16 protein-coding genes are annotated in these 15,624 nt (G+C 61.5%); 9 read left to right on the top strand and 7 right to left on the bottom strand.

Features of this window, described 5'->3' with window-relative positions; all coding sequences use genetic code 11:
- Positions 1-7 precede the first annotated feature (7 nt).
- Together DRF71_RS07570 and DRF71_RS07560 are read left to right on the top strand one after the other, a co-directional pair.
- The gene (locus DRF71_RS07570) at positions 8-418 is read left to right on the top strand and encodes a DUF1761 domain-containing protein (RefSeq protein WP_112309804.1); all 411 of its coding nucleotides are present in this window, start codon (positions 8-10) and stop codon (positions 416-418) included.
- 622 nt (positions 419-1,040) lie between these two features.
- Positions 1,041-1,583, top strand: coding sequence for an AAA family ATPase (locus DRF71_RS07560; RefSeq protein ID WP_198672088.1), 543 nt, complete (start codon positions 1,041-1,043; stop codon positions 1,581-1,583).
- A 176-nt stretch (positions 1,584-1,759) separates the two neighbouring features.
- Here DRF71_RS07560 and DRF71_RS07555 read toward each other — a convergent pair whose 3' ends face one another.
- From DRF71_RS07555 to mobC, 3 genes are read right to left on the bottom strand one after another with little or no spacing between them, the layout of a single operon-like run.
- Positions 1,760-3,709, bottom strand: coding sequence for a type IV secretory system conjugative DNA transfer family protein (locus DRF71_RS07555; RefSeq protein WP_112309801.1), 1,950 nt, complete (start codon positions 3,707-3,709; stop codon positions 1,760-1,762).
- The gene (locus DRF71_RS07550) at positions 3,702-6,074 is read right to left on the bottom strand and encodes a relaxase/mobilization nuclease domain-containing protein (RefSeq protein ID WP_112309800.1); all 2,373 of its coding nucleotides are present in this window, start codon (positions 6,072-6,074) and stop codon (positions 3,702-3,704) included. The genes DRF71_RS07555 and DRF71_RS07550 overlap by 8 nt, the downstream gene beginning before the upstream one ends.
- Positions 6,061-6,648: a plasmid mobilization relaxosome protein MobC gene (gene mobC / locus DRF71_RS07545; protein ID WP_112309799.1), complete on the bottom strand. Its 588-nt coding sequence runs from the start codon at positions 6,646-6,648 to the stop codon at positions 6,061-6,063. Before mobC ends, DRF71_RS07550 begins: the two co-directional genes overlap by 14 nt.
- A gap of 436 nt (positions 6,649-7,084) precedes the next feature.
- Here mobC and DRF71_RS07540 point away from each other — a divergent pair, with 436 nt between their 5' ends.
- A complete protein-coding gene (locus DRF71_RS07540) occupies positions 7,085-7,804 on the top strand; it encodes a nucleotide-binding protein (protein WP_112309798.1) in 720 nt (239 codons plus the stop codon).
- 7 nt (positions 7,805-7,811) lie between these two features.
- A complete protein-coding gene (locus DRF71_RS07535; protein WP_112309797.1) occupies positions 7,812-8,369 on the top strand; it encodes a hypothetical protein in 558 nt (185 codons plus the stop codon).
- Positions 8,370-8,385: 16 nt separating this feature from the next.
- Here the strand turns inward: DRF71_RS07535 and DRF71_RS07530 are convergent, their stop codons facing one another.
- Entirely contained in the window at positions 8,386-9,114 is a 729-nt protein-coding gene (locus DRF71_RS07530; protein ID WP_112309796.1) for a helix-turn-helix transcriptional regulator, read from the bottom strand.
- 124 nt (positions 9,115-9,238) lie between these two features.
- On the opposite strand from DRF71_RS07530, the gene DRF71_RS07525 reads away from it, so the two are divergent.
- Positions 9,239-9,433 carry a hypothetical protein gene (locus tag DRF71_RS07525; protein ID WP_112309795.1) on the top strand — a complete coding sequence of 65 codons (195 nt, stop codon included), beginning with the start codon at positions 9,239-9,241 and terminating at the stop codon, positions 9,431-9,433.
- A gap of 64 nt (positions 9,434-9,497) precedes the next feature.
- Here the strand turns inward: DRF71_RS07525 and DRF71_RS07520 are convergent, their stop codons facing one another.
- On the bottom strand, positions 9,498-9,821 hold the full coding sequence (locus DRF71_RS07520) for a DUF736 domain-containing protein (protein ID WP_035714938.1): 324 nt from the start codon (positions 9,819-9,821) through the stop codon (positions 9,498-9,500).
- A gap of 694 nt (positions 9,822-10,515) precedes the next feature.
- Between DRF71_RS07520 and DRF71_RS07515 the strand changes: the two genes are divergently transcribed.
- A complete protein-coding gene (locus tag DRF71_RS07515) occupies positions 10,516-10,773 on the top strand; it encodes a type II toxin-antitoxin system ParD family antitoxin (protein WP_035714939.1) in 258 nt (85 codons plus the stop codon).
- The gene (locus DRF71_RS07510) at positions 10,770-11,069 is read left to right on the top strand and encodes a type II toxin-antitoxin system RelE/ParE family toxin (RefSeq protein ID WP_035714942.1); all 300 of its coding nucleotides are present in this window, start codon (positions 10,770-10,772) and stop codon (positions 11,067-11,069) included. The genes DRF71_RS07515 and DRF71_RS07510 overlap by 4 nt, the downstream gene beginning before the upstream one ends.
- A gap of 2 nt (positions 11,070-11,071) precedes the next feature.
- Here the strand turns inward: DRF71_RS07510 and DRF71_RS07505 are convergent, their stop codons facing one another.
- A complete protein-coding gene (locus DRF71_RS07505) occupies positions 11,072-11,692 on the bottom strand; it encodes a UPF0149 family protein (protein ID WP_157970979.1) in 621 nt (206 codons plus the stop codon).
- A gap of 656 nt (positions 11,693-12,348) precedes the next feature.
- On the opposite strand from DRF71_RS07505, the gene DRF71_RS07500 reads away from it, so the two are divergent.
- Positions 12,349-13,221 (top strand): mechanosensitive ion channel family protein, encoded by an 873-nt coding sequence (locus DRF71_RS07500; RefSeq protein ID WP_112309793.1) that lies wholly within the window; start codon positions 12,349-12,351, stop codon positions 13,219-13,221.
- Between the two features lie 46 nt (positions 13,222-13,267).
- The gene (locus DRF71_RS07495) at positions 13,268-14,002 is read left to right on the top strand and encodes a 16S rRNA pseudouridine(516) synthase (RefSeq protein WP_112309792.1); all 735 of its coding nucleotides are present in this window, start codon (positions 13,268-13,270) and stop codon (positions 14,000-14,002) included.
- A 229-nt stretch (positions 14,003-14,231) separates the two neighbouring features.
- Here DRF71_RS07495 and DRF71_RS07490 read toward each other — a convergent pair whose 3' ends face one another.
- Positions 14,232-15,623, bottom strand: coding sequence for an IS1182 family transposase (locus DRF71_RS07490; protein ID WP_157970978.1), 1,392 nt, complete (start codon positions 15,621-15,623; stop codon positions 14,232-14,234).
- Between the last annotated feature and the right edge of the window lies 1 nt (position 15,624).

Below are 15,624 nucleotides of genomic sequence, written 5' to 3'. Positions count from 1 at the left end.
ATGACCGATGCTCAACTTCACGGATATCAGCTGGACCGGCATTATCGCCGCCGCAGTCGCCTCCTTCATCCTCGGCGGGCTGTGGTTTTCGGTCCTGTTCGGGCGAGCCTACTCTGCCGCCCTGGGGCGTGCGCACGATCCGAGCGCAAGGCCCGCACCACTGATGATGGTCGGCCCCGCGGTCTGGGGGCTTCTCACCGCGATTGCCACCTCTGTCCTCATGACCAGCCTCGAGGTCCGGACAGTCGGTGGCGCGGTGGCTGTCGGTGTGTTTGTGGGCCTCGGCTACCTGGCTCCGACGACTGTCAATACCGGGATCAACCCGAACATCCCCAGACCGGGGCTCTACGGACTGGTCAGCGGAGCTTATCATCTTCTGGCAGGCGTGGTGATCGCAGTGATCATCGTCCTGCTGTGACCGATCCCGAGACGACAGCCCTCGGCTTTCGGGACCGGCAGGCCCTTTCGGCGTGGTTCCAAGTGAACCACGCCACAGCGGATGAACTCTGGGTTCGGGTCCACAAGAAGGCCACGGGGCACCGCTCGGTCAATTGGGACGATTGCGTCAGGGTCTGTCTCGTATGGGGCTGGATAGACGGTCTCAAGCGGTCGGGTGGAGACATCTGGTTCCAGCGTCTGACGCCGCGTCGGGCCCGCTCCAACTGGTCGGCCCGCAACATGGACATTGCAACCCGCCTTATCGCAGAGGGCAAGATGCAGCGTCCAGGATTGAAGCAGGTCAGTCTGGCGCTCCAAGACGGGCGGTGGAAGGGACCAATGCCTGTCGGTTGCTACGGCTGCGTAGTAATTCCTTCGTCATATTGCAATTGCACCAGCTAATCGCCGAATGGCCGGAAAGTCCCGCAGAGCAGCCATCGTGGGGCTTGTGCCGGACGGCCGTCAGCGCATGAATCCACTGGCAACGCTTGGAGCCCATTGCTGACCTTCGTCGACGACGCTAGCCTGTAGGGACGTGCATAAAGATCGACCTGCAGGGTCGATCATCAGCGCCCCACTCCATTGGAAAATAAGGATGGCACATGTGTGGCCATATGTTTGTCGTGACTGGTGGCCCCGGTTCCGGCAAGAGCACGTTGATCGACGCCCTGCACGAACGGGGATTTGCGTCCATGCCCGAGGCCGGGCGGGCGATCATCCGCGATCAGGTCCAGATTGGCGGCACCGCTTTGCCATGGGCAGACAAAGCCATGTTTGCCGAACTCATGCTCGGATGGGAGCTGCGGTCGTGGCATGAAGCTTCGGCGTTGGAAAATCCGGTTTTCATGGACAGGGGCGTCCCCGATGTCGTCGGCTATCTGACGCTGTCTGGCTTTCGGGTTCCCGCCCATGTCGAAGCTGCCGCGAAGACATATCGCTACAACAGGATAGTCTTTATCGCTCCATATTGGGAGACCATTTTCGGGCAGGACGCAGAAAGAAGGCAGGATCACGAGGAAGCCGAAGCAACCAGCCGGGTCATGGCTGATACTTACGCCCGCTTCGGCTACCAGCTTGTTGAGCTTCCCAAAGTGACAGTCGAGGAGCGTCTTGCTTTCGTCCTGGATCTCCTGAATGCAGGATGACGGCTTTGTCCCGCATCGATATCATTCTGACGGGAAGATCTCTGCGGAGCAAGGCGAACGGTAGTTTCCGGTCATGCGTCCACGCAGCATTGGTCGAGGCCGACCGACCGAAAAGGGCCAAAACTGTTGACGCCTCGGCCCCGATCAAAGATGGCATGCTTTGAACCCGCTCGTGTTTAGCCAGTGACTCCCGGGCCTCCATGTCCAGCGATGATCTCGGCGGTCGTCACGACAGCTTTCTGAACCGCAAGGCGGCTTTGCTCAGTCTGCCCAAGCGCGGAAAGGTCCAAGCTGATCGGCTCTGGCGCGAGAGCCAGCGCTCCACGCCGGGCTGGTGCTCGCAATACAGGTTTTGGGTCGGGCGGGGTGTCGGGTCCCTGCCGTCGCGCCGCTCCCTGCTGTACCGCCTGCAGCTGCTGCGCCAGTTTCGCAACCGCCGCCTCGGCCTCATGCAGCCGTGCATCGTATTGCCGCTTTTCGGCATCCGGATAAGGAAGATCCCCCTTCTGTGCGGCATGGATCGCCTTCAGGGCGGGATCCTCATAGTATTTGATGCGCCGCGCCCGGATCGGCATCTGGGCATCGACGACGAGGATCACCTCGTCCAGATCCAGCCGCCGCGCCTCATCCTCATTGAGGAGCGGTGTTTCCTCTGTGCGCTCCGTGACGCTGCGGCCCTCGAAAGGATTGCGCCCCACCGATCGGGACCGGGTGACCACCCGCTTGGTCGTCTTGCCGACCGCCTGGCTGAGTTCTTCGATGGTCTTCTGGTCGGATGGGGTCAGATAGAGTTTCACCCCTGCCCCGCCTTGCAGGGAGCGGCGAGTGTTCTCGCCATAAATCTCGTCCAATGCCGGGATGGTCTGGGTGACGATCGCCAGATTGCCGCCATAGGACCGCAGCGTCTTGATGCTCTCGGCCACGATCGGCATCTTCCCCAGCCGGTCGAACTCATCGAGCATGATCATCACCGGCCAGGGCTCATCCTTACCGGGCTCAGCGGCCTGCAGCGATGCAATCAGATCAGAGAAGAACAGCCGGATCAGGGGCGCCAGTGGCCCGACCATCTCGGATTCCACCACCAGATAGATCGCATGCGGCTGGCGGCGGATGTCCCGGAAGGAGAAATCCGAGGTCGCCGTCGCCGCATCAATCGCCCGGTTGTCCCAGGTATCAAGCCCTGAAGTCATCAAGAGTGAGAGGTAAGAGGTCAGCGTGTCGTTGTTGGTCGAGGCCATGCGCTCGAAGATCAGCTTGGCCGAGGGGTTCTTCACCTCCTCCGCCCGCTTCAGGAACTCCAGCTGCTTGTTCCCACCCGAGGCGGTGATGCGGTAGATCTCGCCGATGGTCGGGTTGCCGCGCTCGAAGGCCAGCAGCCCCGCCGCCACGAAGAGATCGATCCCGCCTGCAAGCAGACCACTGAGCTTTTCGTTGTCGGTCTGCAAGAACAGCTTCGCTGTCAGCTTCAACTCCATCTGCTGGCGATCGGGGTTCTTCAGGGCTGCGATCCGGGCTAGGGGGTTGTAACGATGCGTTGGCCGTTCCCAATCGGTGGGCGCGAAGCGGAACACCTTGTCTCCGGTGGAGGCTCTGAAGCGCGAGGTCTCACGGAAGTTCTCACCCTTGACGTCGAGGACTACGGCCGAACCGCGATAGGTCAGCAGGTTCGGGATCACGAAGCCGACCCCCTTGCCCCGGCCTGTCGGAGCCACGACCAAGGCATGCGGAAACGTCCGCGAGACAATGAACGGCTTTTTCGATTTCGGCGAGCCCATCTTGCCGAGCAGGAAGCCAGCCCCCGTCCCGGCGAAGAAACCGTTGCGCTTCATCTCGGCCCGGCTTTGCCAATGGGTAGTGCCGAAGCGGGTCAGCGCATCACCGAGCATCGTGGCGGTCAGAAGCAGGGCTGCGAGACCCGTCCCAAGGATGATGCCATTCACCCAGAGGAAATCCTGCGGAGCCGAGGTTCTCAGCCCCAGCCAATTCCGCGCCAGCAGGGTGAGATCGAAGCTGCTCGTCGGGTATCCGTACTGGACGGCAAAATAGATCGTCGCCAGCACATAGCCGATGGCAAACCCGAGCAGGGTCAGAACAACAGCGCCAAGAAGCATGCGTCCCTTATCCATGGGTGATCCCCTTCTCGCCATGGGAGAGGGAATGCCTCAGATCCTCTCCATGGCGCTCTTCCACGATCCGCTCAAGCACCCGGTCCATTGCCGGATCATTGGCATGCACCTCCCTGGCCTCCAGATAGGCCCGCGCCAACTGCAGCTGTTCCAGCGCATTGGGGGTTATCCGGTCCAGCACCTTCGCATCGCCGCGGTGGAGATCGTCGATTTCGGCTGGTGTCAGGCGGTCATTGACCTGCGCGACGAAGCGCTGGCGCGCCGCGTCAGAAGCCAGATCGACCTTACCGCCGGCCGCCTGTCGCAAGGCGGAGGCCAGTTGGGGCGCTGTCGCATCCAGATTGCGGCGTTCGGCATAGGCTTGGCGGGTGTCGGCCTCAACCTTGGCGATCCTCTCGATGATGCGGTCGCGGGAGGCGCCTGCAGCATGGAGCTGGTTGATCTCCCGGCCGACGGCGTCACGGATCTGCTCTTGTGGGGTCTCGAATCGGAAGCGCGCCATCTCGCGTACCTCCTCCGTGATCGGGCCGAGGCGGATCGACGGATCACGCTGCGCAAGATCCATATCGCCGGCATGGAGGGTCCGATGTGCAGCCCGAACGCCATTCGCCGGGGGCTGAATGACATCGGTGGCTTTTTCCCAGGCCATGGTCGCAATTTCGGCATGCTGGGGCGAGCGCTCGGCAAAGCGATCGAAGGCCGCTTTCGCCTCGGCCACCTGCTTTTCGCCATCACGCCGCGCCCGCGGGTCATCGGAATAGGGGTAGCTGAAATCCGTCCGCTGGAACTGTTTGACCAGCGCCCGGAATTCCTGACGCTCAGTGGGGCTGAATATGTCCGGCTCGCTACGCAGGGTTTCGTTGTCGGTCGAAACGCGGAGAGCGGAGGCTTCCGAAAGCCTTGCCCCCTCTTCCCTTTCCGGCCCTTCCCTCTCCACGTCCTCTACGGCGCGCAGAACGCGGGCCTCGGTCAGCACATCCCCCAGTTTGCCATGAACCGCCTCAAGCCTGTCCATCGCCTGATCGCGCTGAACAGTATCGCGCAGATCAAGTTGTTCCTCTTTCGCGATGGCCCGCAGGTCCTGCGCCAGCCACTGCTGCTCCAGTGCCGCATTGCCCGCACCCTCACGCATCCGGGCCAGAACAGCGTCGCTATCGAGTCCGGTCCCCTGCACCGCTTCGGTGACACGGGCTTTGAGACCTGGATCCTCGAGCTGGTCCCTGTGGGCCTCCACCAGGTTCGGCGCAGCATAGATCCCGTCCCGGGACGCCGGCTCATGCAATGTGTCGGAGCGGTCCCCCAAGGGCTGCAGATGCGAGACCTCGCGCAGCACATCGGTCAGTTTACGCTCGATCACCGGGCGCTCGGACGCAGGGGCGCGTTCGATCAGCCCTTCGATCTGGCGGATGTTCTGCGAAAACCGATCGATCAGTTGGTCAAAATCATGAACTTCATCACTCATATACAACACTCCGTCTGACTGGATACGATCACCCCGGGCAAGCACATCACCGGCCCGGGACAGGGCTTCCGCAACATCGTGGAAGTTCGAACGCGAGGCTTCGGCAGCGAGGCCGCGGTAGATCGCGGCATTGCGCGCCACCTCGGCAATGGCGTGGTCAAGGTCAGCCCCGGTTCGCAGTCGCTCGACCGGTGCCCTGCCCTCTTCCATGGCTTTGCGGATCTCGACGTCGCTAGCGGTACGGGTCAGCACACCCCGGTCCAGGCGGCGCGTGGCCTCGAGGCGCAACCCATGGCGCTCGGCCGCTTCGACCATGGCTTCGCGGAAGGCGTCGTAGTTGAAGTGATGATCCTTCCCGAGGAAGAACATCTCGCCGTCCTTGCTGCGACGGTTCAGCACGATATGGGCATGGGGGTGGGCGCGGTCTTCGTGGATCCCAGCGATATAGTCGAACTGCGCCCCGTCACCCTCGAAGAAGCGCTCGCAGATCTCGCGGGTAATCTCCTGCGCCTCGGAGGAACGTGTGCCGATAGGGAAGGCCATCAGGAGATGTGCGGTATGGCCCAGCTTCGGCGCATGCCGCTCGTTCCACTGGTTCTCGAAGCGCCGCGCCACCCGCTCGATCTCGCCAGGCGAGAGCAGCTTTTTGCCGTCATGCGTGCCGCGCGAGTCGAGGATGAAGCTCGACTTGGTGGTCAGGTAGGACAGCTGGGCGCGCAGCTGCGCCCCGGTGTGGCAGCCGCCTTGCCGGATCGCCTTGAAGATTGCCGGCGAATGGCCGCGGGCTGCCCGCACCATCTGCGCCCGTTTGCCAAGACCCCCTGAGGCCGAGCCAGAGACCTTGCTCCAGCCCCGGTCAAAGAGCGCCGGGTTGACCGCCCTCACGGCATCAGCGCGCGCCATCCCGAGCCTCCCGGATCAGAGGTGCCAGCGCCTTGTCCACCTCCAGCTTGAGGGTGGCCCGCCGGTTGCGGCTCATCTCCTGGACTTGGTCGGCGATGGTGAAGACCAGCCCGGCCAGAGCCCGGATCTCCGCTTTCTCCGACCCGGTCAGAACTGCCTGCTCACCCCGGACACGCCCCTCGTTCAGGCGCCGGGCGATCTGGTTGATGTTGTTGCCGACGCGGTTCATCGCCGCGCCAAGGCCGCGCAGTTGCTCTGCCATATCCTCATCCGGGGAGAGCAGATCGCTTGCGCAGGCCACAAGCCGGCGAAGGGCGTCAGAGCGGTGATCCAACCCGTGCCTGGAAAGAGCGGCATCGAAAGCCCGGAGGTCTCGCTCACTCACCCGCATGGTCAGGACGCGGGTCCTGCTTCCATTTGCTGAACGCGCCTGACGACCGTGGCTCAGCACATTGTAGACGGTCTTCTCGGACACCGCGAAACGCGCTGCCATTACGCCCACAGAAACGCCCATCGCCCTCTCACGGACGATCTCCTGACGTTCCTGATCGGTCAAACGGCGGGTCGGCGGCATCTGAAGTATACGCTCCTATTTCTTGCCAAGATCGTACAAGCCCGCCGACTCCCAGCACAAGCGGAGTCGGGCCTACGGGCTTGTACTCATTATGAAAAACCGGCCCAAAGGGGCGGTTTCCTGTTGTCTGCGGAATGCATCACGCCCCCTGCGATTTGCATCCCGTCCCATGCGAAACGCGCCACGCTCTCTGCGCTCTGGAGCATGTCTTCTGGCGTCTGCATCACGCTCTTTGCGTCCTGCATTCTGCGGAGTGGAAAGTGCCGGAAGGGGAATGGGATCTGTCTCACGGCTCCCGCGCCACGTCCTTTGGGAGATGCGCAATGCGTGCCGCTTCCTGCGATCTGCGCCTTGCGTCCCGCTTGACGCGTCCTAGCCGACGTCATACGACATAAAGGTGTTTTAGTTTACGATTAACTATTATTGCAGGTGCACCATGCCGAATGACTCCTTGCGGGTAATCGCCGCCATGGCCCGCAAAGGCGGGTCGGGCAAAACCACGCTGAGCCGCGCTCTGATCAGCGCCGCTGTAGCCGCCGGCCGACGCGTCACCCTCATGGACACGGACGGGACTGATGCGCTTGGTGCATGGTATGAACGGGCCGAGGGTGCCGGGTACAGTTCACCCCTGCTGACCCGCACAAGGGCGCTCAGCATTGCCGCCATCGAGCAGGAGATCGAGCGAGTCTATGCCGAGGATCTGGCCGATCTGATCTTCATCGACACTGCCGGTGTCGGGGCTGACTGGTCGGACAGCGTCGCGGTGCTGGCCGATCACATCGTCACCCCGGTGATGCTCTCGACGACGGATTTCAAGGTCGGCATCCAGACCGCAGACTGGTTTGCACATCTGCTCACCCGGGTGGACGACCCGAGCGCCCTGCCCCGCCATCATGTGGTTCTGAACATGGTGCCCGCGAAACCCACCAAGGCCGATGCGGAACTGATCGCACAGGCGGTCAACTGCTTTCCGGTCATCGAGACGGTTATGATGCACCGCAACGCCTTCAAGGACATGGATCGGCTCGGCCTTCTTCACGCAATTGCGTTTGCACGACAGAACGACCCCAACCCGCTGATGAAGCCCCATGTGCGCCCGCTTGTCGAGGCGCTGGAAGAAGCCACCGACATCTTGAACGCCGTCATCAGCGGCTGAGAATGACATGGTTCGAAAGCGCATCCCCCTCGTTACGCGGCCGGATCAGGCCTATGCGTTCAGTCTGCCCCAGCAGAACACGACGAACCCGCAGTGGGCGGGGGCCAGCGACCAACCGCCCAGAGTTGCCCAGGCCCGTGAGCCGGCGCAGCTGAACGCCAGCACTGCATCTGAAGGTCATGCGGCACAAGATGACGACAAAGCCTCAATCCAGATCGACGTTCGCGTGAACGCGTTGAAGCGCCAGGAACAAGAACTGGTTTCTTGTGGTATCGCCCCCCGACAGGTGATCCGGGCCGCCCTGAGGAAAGCGGTAAAGAGATGGGCGATCTCGGCATCATATACCCACCCCTCCAACGACAGGCGGGCGGGTCAGGCAAGTTGGACCGTCCGGACCAGTGTCGCTGTGCCCGCCGCCATCTTTGATCGGCTGCTTGCCGATCAGGACCCTCTGGGGGTCGACAGCCGGTGGTCATTGGTGCGGGGTCAACTGGAGCCGCTGGTCTGGGCGGAAATCGATGCTCTCCTCGCATCGCTCAGTGACGACTCCGACGGTGTCTGCTGACCCACGCTGGCACGGGCTATTCAGGCCCTGACGCTGGCTGGTTCAGGATCAGACCGCGCTTGGTAGCGATTGCCACTGCCTGTACCGAGTTCCGCGCCCCGAGCAGTTCCCTTATCCGCTCCAGGCGCTTCTTTATGGTCTCGGTGCTGACGCCCTGCCGATGCGCGACTTCCTTATAGGGCAAACCGTTCGCCAGATCAGAAAGGATAGCACGCTCCATCTCTGAAAGCGGTCTTGCCGCCTCGATAGAGGCGAGCAGCTGTTTGAATATGCCCTCAACCTCGTCCAGCTCACCGTCGGTCAGTTCCCGATCCTCGCGGGCGCAAAACAGGCAGCTGAGCGTGCCATATTCTTCAATGCGACTGCGAGAAATGCCGCAACCATAGTTGAGGCCATACTCGCGCGCGTGATCCATGATCAGAGTGCCAGCAGGCGAGAGCTTTTCGACCGGCACTTCACTCCATCTGATGCGACCTGAATGCGTCCTGGCCCAGAGATTGACCGGATCAAACATCGCATATTGCCGCTCAGTGTAAATCTCGACCCAACGCTCCGGATAGGTGGAGACATAATGCTCTGGCGTCAAACTGCGCACATGGATGACGATTGAATAACCCATCGGTGCAATTGCCCGCAGCCGGGCATCCAAATGGGCCATTTCCGGAACAATAGTCCAAACCATTACCCCTCCCGCACGAGAAAATGTGCAGTCCACAAACAGCGATACCAAAAAGGGTAACGGCATGGCCGCTCCCCGACCGTTGTGTCAGGTTGTGATGAAAGCGCGCGCAAATCAACCGTGAAGCGACTTTACGTAAAGGGTTCAGATCGCCAGCCAGCGAAGTTCTACGACAGTCAAGACGAGTATCATGAACGTGCAGACCAGTGACCATCGCGGCGGCTCATGCCGCACCAACCGTATCGAGGCCCGGCCAATCGCCCGGCTGCGCAACAAGGACGATGGCAGGATCATTGGCCTGGTCTACGAATGGAACACAGGCGAAACGCAGACGGCCTGGTTCGGCAAGGCCGAGCGCAGGTTCGTGACAGAAGAGTTGCGCTGAGGGCCATTGCTCGCTGGCAAGATGAAAGGCCCCGGCCTTTCGACCGGGGCCCTGGTTGGGGGGATTACTCCCCTCGGCGGCTGTTGGGGCGCGACCAGATGAGGCTCGAGCCCTCACCGTCCTCGTCGTCAAAGAGGTTGGCGTAGATCGGGTGCGCGAAGCTCGGATCGTCCAACTTCAGGCCCAGATAGTCCCGCCCCTCGTTCGAGCGCTTCGACCAGGCGGCGCCGATCTCCGCGCGGCCCACCAGGATCCGGTGCGAGGGTGCGTTCTCGCCCGAGGCCCGCAGGTCGGGGACGATGCGCACGCCTTTGGCCTGTACGCTCAGGGTGACGATTTCGCCGGTGTATTCGTTGCCGGTCTTCTTGAAGGTGCCGATGGTCGCCATTGTCTGTCTCCATTCTCTCGTGTTCGGGCCCGCTCCATTGCGGCCTCGATGGCGATCGACAGGCCGATGACGACGGCCGGCGCAGTCCCGTCCGGGACCCTGACAGCACAGGCAGGACTTTCTTGTCTTCCGCGAGGAATGGGCGAAGCCCAGGGGAAGAAAGTTCAACGACGCTGTTGCGCCGAGACGTCGAAGCGCGCTCCCGCGCGCTGATCTTCGGCCAGATCAGCCCATGACAGAGGACGCATGCGAGCGGTCCCGTCACCTCCAGAGAGACAGGAGACAGCGGCGATCCTGAAGGTACCGGCAGGAAGACCCGACAGGCAACCACCGGCGATGATCACCAAGACCACGAACATGTCAGTGCGCGCCCTTCCCCCTGACCTGCAGCCACGGGCACCGCACCGCATCAGACCGGATACTGGGCGGGCCACCTGATCGGCACCTGCCGCCCAAATGCTCGACCGGGAAAAGGGACAGGGCCGGAAGCGAGATCAGAGCGTGCCACTGGTCCGCGCAACTCACGACCAAGGTGGCCGGAAAGAGGGGAAGACTGATCCCTGCGCGCCCATGACGACGGGAAAATCCGACAACAATCCCGACGAAAGGCAAGAAGGCAGCGCCATGATCGCCACGAGGATTGATAACAGTTATCAAGCGTGGCATTGTGAAACCAGCAATAGCGGAGGCCGCGATGATCAGTGCCGATCTGGGAACACAGCTGGAGAGCTTTGTGACAAAGCTGGTCGAAACCGGCCGCTACAATTCCAAGAGCGAGGTCCTGCGCGAAGGCATCCGCCTGATCCAGGAGCGCGAAACGCGCCTTGCCGTTCTGGATCAGGCCCTCAGCCGGGGGCTTGCAGATGCTGATGCCGGGCGGTTCAAACCGGCCGGCGACGTCTTCGCGCGGCTTGAGGCCAAGTATCAGGCGATGGGCAAACCTGCGAAATGATCGTCGAGATCACCGCTGAGGCCGAAGCGGATCTGGAAGCCATCGGCGACTACATCGCACGCGACAATCCCGCACGCGCTATCAGCTTCGTGCGTGAACTCGGCCGAAGCTGCATGGAACTCGCCGAGTTCCCCGAGGCCTGGCCGATTGTCCCACGCTATGAGACGCAAAGCATCCGGCGCCGCGTTCATGGCCGCTACCTGATCTTCTACCAGATCCGCGGGGATCAGGTGACAGTGCTTCATGTCGTGAACGGCGCGATGGACGTTGACGCGATCCTGTTCCCGCAAGGCTGAGATCAGTGAACAGCGCCGCAGCATTTCTTGTACTTGCGCCCTGAACCGCAGCTGCACGCATCATTGCGACCGGGCTTCGATGCAGCTGAGGGCGCAGCAGTCAGATTGGCGGCCAGCGGCAGACCGGGCATGGATTTCGCCGTATGCGCCTTGGCGAAGGCGTTCAGATCCTCGACCATATCGGGGATTAGATCATGGGCCTCGCGCGACAGTTTCGTGGGTTTCCAGCCTTTCCCTTCGGCGAACCCGGTCGAGATACGCGAGAGTTTGCCTGCGAGATCCAGCGCCTTCTTCGCCCGCCGGTCCTTGCTGTCCTCAATCAGATCCCAGGCGTCAGGCCGCAGTCGCATCGCCGCGACGAAACCCATCATCCAGAACTCCCAGATGATGTCCCCGTTGCGCTGATCCTCGTCGAGGACAGGGAAATACACCCCCGGGATCATCAGCATTCCGGCAACGCGGTTGTAATGCGCCATGATGAGATCGAGAGCCGCCTGAAGCTCTTCGGCGCTGTCGAACTCCGGCGGGCCGCCAGTCCCCCAGACCTTGGCAAGCCAGACCGAGGGCGAAATCATTTCCGGACAGGTGATGAGACCCGCGCAAAAAACCATCGAATTCGGCAAGAATCATCGGATCATTATCTTCGGGAAGAGCCGAAAGCACCGCATCGAGGCGATCAAGGTCTTCATCGCTATGCCAAAGTGCAATCGTCATGCTGAGCCCCCTGTCGAGAAAATCATCCTGCCGTCTTTTACGACAATCCGATCACGGTGAAACAGGCAACGCGGCCGGAGAAAGCCGCTGTTGTTGCTGGCTCTCGATCTTTCCGCCCCGAAAAGCCTCTCCGGCAGAGGGCCGAACGTCGCGGACACGACAGAAGCCAACCTATTGAAATATTTTTATAAAGATCCATATCACACTCAGGCTCTGCCACGCGGTGCCGCCTGATGAAGGTTTCTCCATGAACAGGTCACGTCCCATGCCAGCGATCCTGCGCGCCGAACAGGCGCATGTTCCGCCCCGGCCCTGTTAGCCCCTGCCTTTCGGCGGGCGACAGGGACCGGGGAGGATGCCCTGTTTCAATGTCCCGCCAAAAGGATAGTCCCATGTATCGCAATCTCTTGCCCGCCCAGTGCCATGCCTGCGGCGAGGAAGTCCCACGCGCCGCAGCACACCGCTGCCCGATCTGCCTGAATCCGTTTTCGCGCATGCCTCTGGATCAGACGCGAACGCGCCCCAAACCAGAGATGCGCAGGCGGCCGATGCACCGAGACGGCGAATGATCTGGCCCGACATCCCTAAACATCAGATCGGAGCATTGCTGGCACTGCTGTTGTTCGCGCTTTTCGGCGAAGCCCTGCCTGCCATGGTCGAGGGTGGCGCGGCATGGTGGGAGCCGTTGCGCAACACCGCGTTTTCGGGCGTATTGTTCCTTGGCGCGCATCTTCTGCATGCCATTTCGTCCGCGCGCCTGACACGACGACGGAAGGGCCGACGCCCCGTGCCGAAAGTCGCGCTGGACCTGCTTCGCCTCGCCCTCTTTGCCGCAGCCACGCTGGCCAGCCTGTCGCTGTTCTTCCGCCAGGATCTGTCGGGGATCCTGACCGGCTCCGGCCTTCTGCTGGCGGTGCTGGGATTTGCCATTCGCAATGTGGTCGCCGACACATTCTCGGGCCTCGCGCTTGGGCTCGAGGCACCGTTCCGTATCGGCGACTGGGTTGCGATCGATGGGCTGGCGCAGGGGCGGGTTCAGGAGATCGGCTGGCGCAGCACAAGGCTGATTACCCGCGACAGCACCCATGTGATCCTGCCCAACAGCCAGATTTCCCGCCAGAGGATCACAAACTACAGCGCCCCTCGGCCAGAGTATCGCGACCATGCCGAACTGACGCTCCCGGCCACGCTTCCAGTCGCAGAGGCGCGGATACTGATAACGGAAGCGCTTGTCGGCGCGGAGACCATCGCCACCGGCAAATCGCCTGAAGTACAGGTGGCGATGTTCGCGCCTCAAGGCATCACCTATCGCGTGAAATACTGGGTTCCCCAGCATGACCGCGAGATGGCCTGCCGCAACGAGGTATTCAGCCGGATCGACGCCGCCCTGCGTGAGAAGGGCATAAGCCTGAAGCCATTGGTTGAGGGGACGGCATGACGAACCGCATCCCACCCACCATCCAACCAGATCGGAGGGCTGCGTCATGTCGAAAGCGGTAAACGCCCGTATCGACAAGTTGCTGTCCTCGATGGGCTATGGATCGCGCCGCGAGATCGGCGGGCTGGCGCAAGCGGGCAGCATCATATTGGACGGCGAGAAGGTCAATGACGTGACGCGGCGTATTACGGTCACGGCGGAGCTGCCCAGGCGCATGACCGTGGGCGGGGAACAGCTTGATCCCGTTGCAGGACTGGTGATCCTCCTGAACAAGCCCGCCGGTGTGACATGCTCGCACAGCGATGCCGGTCCACTGGTTTACGATCTGCTCCCGATCCGCTGGCAACGGCGGGATCCGGCGATTTCGACTGTCGGCAGGCTCGACAAGGAAACCTCTGGCCTGTTGCTGCTGACCGACGAAGGCCAGTTCCTGCACTACGTCTCCAGCCCGAAACGGAAGGTCAGTAAGACCTATCGCGCGACCCTTTCCCGCCCCCTGAATGGGGATGAGGTGGAGCTGTTCGCCTCTGGTACCCTGATGCTGAAGGGTGAGACGAAACCGCTGGACCCCGCAGTGCTGAAGGTCGTCTCACCGACCGAAGCATATCTGACGATTACCGAGGGACGATACCATCAGGTGCGCCGCATGTTTGCAGCCTGCGGGAACCATGTTGAGGCGCTACATCGCGAAAGATTGGGGCAATTACACTTGCCCGAGGATCTGACTGTCGGCGCATGGAGGCTGCTCGCGGGAGTAGAGCAGCAGTTGATCTTTCGATAGCGAAATGGATGCGAAATACTTGCTGCCTAGCGGGTATAGCGAGACCTGGACAAGGTTTATGGTTTCCACAGACCCGGTTCACGGTCGCCGCTGTTTCCAGCGGAATTTTCAAGAATCTGGCGCACCGTGCTGAGATTGTGGACAGGTTGGGGTCGCGCTTACCAGGCTGTGTGAAAACCCACTGGCGCGCCGCTACGAACGGCGCGCTTTTGAGGCTCAGCAATGATCGTCAGCCTGTCGACATCCGCAGACTCATGCCGCGGATCATGTTGTATGCTAGGACAGATAGCGCCATTTCCGCTTGGGTTCCCCGGATGCCTCGAGTGAGGAATCTGCCGCCCATCATCCTTTTGATGGTCCCAAAAGGATGCTCAACAGAGCAACGTCTTTGACGCATCAGCGTCGGATCTGCCTCGATCCGCGACCTCATCCTCTCCAGAGCATCCTCGTGCTTATGTCGAGTAACCCAGCGGACCTCAGACTGCGTGCAGCGTGACTTCAGATCGCAGCCGGAACAGTCCCGGGATTTGTAGTTGTATGAGTTCCGGCTGATCCCGCCCTTGCGCGCCAGCGGACGCCCGATCGGACAAATGTATTGATCCTTTTCCGCATCGTATAGGAACTCGGTACGCTCGTATAAGGTGCCGTCGCCACGACCGTTGAAGACTGGTCGCACGGGAACGCAGGCAATTATTCCGTCGGCCTCACAGGCTGCGGCATCATTTCCACTGGAATACCCGGTGTCTGCGATAACCATGAGTTCGGAACATTCGAGCAAATCACGTGTGGCTTTGGCGACCGGATAGAGCATGCGCTGGTCGTTCACTTCATCGGTCACGACGTGGTGAATGATGAAGCCGGTATCGGCGTCGACTGCGGTCTGAACATTGTAGGATGGTGGTTTTCCACCCCGACCGAACCCCATTGGTCGAGCGTCCGGCTCTCCGTCGACGACAAGGTTGCGGCCATCCTGCTCAAGATGTGCGTGCATCCGGCCCAGTTCAGCCCGGCGCTTCTCCAGTTCCGCGAGCGCTTTCATTGTCGCGTTGCCTTCGTCTCCTGGTTCGCCCAAGTCTGCGTTGTCCAAGTCGGCAAGGTACTTGGCCGCCTGCGCGTCGAGTTGCTCCGCTTCAGCGATGATGCGCTTTCGGTCCATGATACGGAGTGTGCTGGCTGCCGCGCGAAACTTGGATCCGTCAATCGCAATGAGGCGTGCAGAGAAAAGGCCCTGGTCACGGCAGAACAGTACGAAGGCGCGGCATGCCCCTACTATCGCGAGGCCGTTATCCCGTCTGAAGTCGGCGATGGTTTTGTGATCAGGGGCCAACCGCCGCATCAGCCAGAGGACCTCCAGGTTACGGTGACACTCACGTTCCAGTCGTCGCGACGACCGAACCTCATTCAGATATCCATACACATACAGCTTCAGCAGATCCCTGGGGTCATAGCCTGGCCTGCCCGTGTTAGCGGACCTCGCGCGCTCAAAGCCAAGCGCGACAAAATCAAGGCTATCGACAAAAGCATCGATTATGCGAACAGGCGCGTCAGTCGACACGTATTCCTCGACAGTCGCGGGGAAAAGGGTCGCCTGATACCTGCTGTCTGATGCAATGTACGCCATG

Source organism: Pseudogemmobacter bohemicus, assembly GCF_003290025.1.
Taxonomy (GTDB): Bacteria; Pseudomonadota; Alphaproteobacteria; order Rhodobacterales; family Rhodobacteraceae; genus Pseudogemmobacter; species Pseudogemmobacter bohemicus.
The sequence above is the reverse complement of the archived record's forward strand: the minus strand, read 5'-3'. Positions and strand labels throughout refer to the sequence as shown.